General features: G+C 69.5%; 3 protein-coding genes. All 3 read right to left on the bottom strand.

Annotated features, from left to right (window positions below):
* Positions 1–35: 35 nt before the first annotated feature.
* From tnpC to tnpA, 3 genes are read right to left on the bottom strand one after another with little or no spacing between them, the layout of a single operon-like run.
* The gene (gene tnpC / locus FBZ89_RS30525) at positions 36–1,688 is read right to left on the bottom strand and encodes an IS66 family transposase (protein WP_145754866.1); all 1,653 of its coding nucleotides are present in this window, start codon (positions 1,686–1,688) and stop codon (positions 36–38) included.
* A 59-nt stretch (positions 1,689–1,747) separates the two neighbouring features.
* Positions 1,748–2,095, bottom strand: coding sequence for an IS66 family insertion sequence element accessory protein TnpB (gene tnpB, locus FBZ89_RS30520; RefSeq protein WP_145754864.1), 348 nt, complete (start codon positions 2,093–2,095; stop codon positions 1,748–1,750).
* On the bottom strand, positions 2,092–2,460 hold the full coding sequence (gene tnpA / locus FBZ89_RS30515; protein WP_145754863.1) for an IS66-like element accessory protein TnpA: 369 nt from the start codon (positions 2,458–2,460) through the stop codon (positions 2,092–2,094). Before tnpA ends, tnpB begins: the two co-directional genes overlap by 4 nt.
* Between the last annotated feature and the right edge of the window lie 100 nt (positions 2,461–2,560).

Here is a 2,560-nt window from a genome sequence, read left to right as displayed (position 1 = left end):
GTAAGCATGCGGCGTAGGCCGCAGTTTGGCGGCGATCAGGCCGCCGCGGCGGGCGTTGCCGGGGCCTTGGGTGCCCAGCGCCAGGGCAGCAGTTCGTCGAGCCGGTGGGCCGGGTGGGCGGCGATGTGGGCGAGGACGTCGGCCAGCCAGGCCTGGGGATCGATGCCGTTCATCTTGGCGGTGACGATCAGGCTGTACAGGGCGGCGGCGCGCTGTCCGCCACGGTCGGAGCCGCAGAACATCCACGACTTCCTCCCGAGCGCGATGCCGCGCAGCGCGCGTTCGGCGGCGTTGTTGGACAGGCAGACGCGGCCATCGTCCAGGAACAGGGTGAAGGCCGCCCACCGCTTCAGGATATAGTCGATGGCCCGGGCGAGGTCATGGCCACGGGACAGCTTGGCGCGCTGCGCGTGCAAGTAAGCCCGCAGGTCCTCGACCAGCGGCGTGCTCAATTCCTGGCGGACCGCCCGGCGCTCCTCGGCGCTCTTGCCGTTGATCGGCCGCTCGATGTCGAACAGGGCGTCGATGCGGCGCACCACCTCGATGGCGATGGGCGAGAGCGCGATGGTCTTCTTGCCCGCGGCCTGGCGCCGGGCGTTCTCCTCGAGGTCGGCCATGGCGAAGAACGGACGCCGGGCATGGACCCAGCATCCCGCCTCCCGGATCGGGCCGGGACTTCGCTCGGCGGCGTACAGCGCGCGATAGCCGTCGAAGGCGTCGGCCTGGAACAGCCCAGTGTATGCGGCCAGGTGGCCCTGGGGATGCTCGCCCTTGCGGTCGCGCGAGTAGCGGAACAGCGCCGCCGGTGGCGCCGTCCCGCCGAACGGCCGGTCGTCCCGGACATAGACCCAGCAGCGCCCGGTGTCGGTCTTGCCCTTGGCCAGGACCGGGACGGTCGTGTCGTCGCCGTGCAGGCGCTCCGCCGCCATCACATGGGCTTCGACCCGTCGCAGCAGCGGTTCCAGCGCGGCACAGCCCGCCCCCACGGCGTCGGCCAGGGTCGACAGGCTGACCGGCACGCCTTCGAGCGCGTAACGCTCGGCCTGCCGGTTGAGCGGCTGATGCTGGCCGAACTTCTCGAACAGGATCATCGCCAGCAGGCGGGGGCCCGCCCACCCCCGAGGAATGGCATGGAAGGGCGCCGGGGGTTGGCTCACCTTCTCGCAGTCCCGGCAGGTGAACTTCTCCCGCACCGTCTCGATCACCTTCCACTGGCGCGGGATCACCTCCAGGGTCCGGGTCACGTCCTCGCCCAGCTTGCGCAGCCGCGTGCCGCCGCAGCAGGCACAGGCCGTCGGCGGATCGAGCACCACCCGCTCGCGCGGCAGGTGCTCGGGGAAGGTGGCGCGCTCGGCACGCTTGCGGGTGAAGCCCACCACCGTCGTGGCCTGGGACACGGCGACCTCGGCCGCCAGTTCATCCTCAGTGGCGTCGGCCTCCAGGTCCTCGAACTGCAAGGTCAACTGATCGATCAGCCGCGCCGACCGTTCCGAACGCGGGCCGTACACCTGGCGTTCCAACTGGGCGATCCGCAGCTTCTGGTGCGCGATCAGGGCCAGGTCTTCCGACGCCTTGGCCCATGCCACCGCCAGTTCCGCCGCCACCTCCCGCCTCTGCGCGCGTTCAGCCATCAGCGCCGCTTTCAGCGCGTCGATGTCGTCCGGCACGGGGGCATGATCGGCGTCCATGACCACAAGTGAATCATGAATCCGGCCCCTGTGCCCGTGGAAAATGGCGCTGGCCAGCCCTATCCGGCGCTGGTCGGCCGCCAGGTGGGACGCGGGTTGCGCCAGTCGATGCCGTCCAGCAGATACGCCAGTTGCGCCGCCGATATGCCCACCACCCCGTCAACCGGCGACGGCCAGAGGAAGCGGCCCTTCTCCAGCCGCTTGGCGTAAAGCGACATGCCCAGGCCGTCATGCCACAGGATCTTCACCAGATCGCCCCGGCCACCCCGGAAGACGTAAAGATCGCCCGCGTGCGGGTCGCGACCCAGCGCCTCCTGCACCTGCAGCGCCAGGCCGTTCATCCCGCGCCGCATGTCCGTCCGCCCCACCGCCAGCCAGACCCGGACCCCAGACGGCACCGGGATCATCGCCGCTCCAGAACGTCGAGCACACGGCGGAGCGCCTTGCCTTCAACCGCGGCGTCAATCCGAAGGCGGTAGCCGTTCGGCAATTCGATCTCGATCCGCCCGGCATCCGCCGGCGCCACCGTCTTCTCCGCGCTATGCGCGTCCGTGATCGTCACCGGCAGCAACGCCGGGCCGTTCTCACGCGTCGGAACCAGCAGACCGTCACCATATTGCCGCCGCCAGATGAACAGCTGGTTGGTGTTCACGTCGTAACGCCGCGCGACCACTGAAGCCGACGCGCCAGGCTCGAACGACGCCGCCACGATCTCCCGCTTCAGCGACTCACTCCACGTCCGACGGCGGCGCTTGACACCTATCGTGTCCATTATCCCATTCGTGGACACTTCCCACCCTCACAAGCCAGACCTCCTTCCAGATTCGGCGAACAACATCACCAATGGAAGGCGGCCCTCGGCGGAGGGGTAC

It is taken from the genome of Nitrospirillum amazonense (assembly GCF_007828045.1).
Classification (GTDB): Bacteria; Pseudomonadota; Alphaproteobacteria; order Azospirillales; family Azospirillaceae; genus Nitrospirillum; species Nitrospirillum amazonense_C.
This window is presented reverse-complemented; position numbering and strand designations above follow the sequence as displayed.

Coding starts and splice junctions, on each gene's coding strand:
- tnpB (WP_145754864.1), bottom strand. CDS start 2,095: ATGATCCCGGTGCCGTCTGGGGTCCGGGTCTGGCTGGCGGTGGGGCGG.
- tnpA (WP_145754863.1), bottom strand. CDS start 2,460: ATGGACACGATAGGTGTCAAGCGCCGCCGTCGGACGTGGAGTGAGTCG.
- tnpC (WP_145754866.1), bottom strand. CDS start 1,688: ATGGACGCCGATCATGCCCCCGTGCCGGACGACATCGACGCGCTGAAA.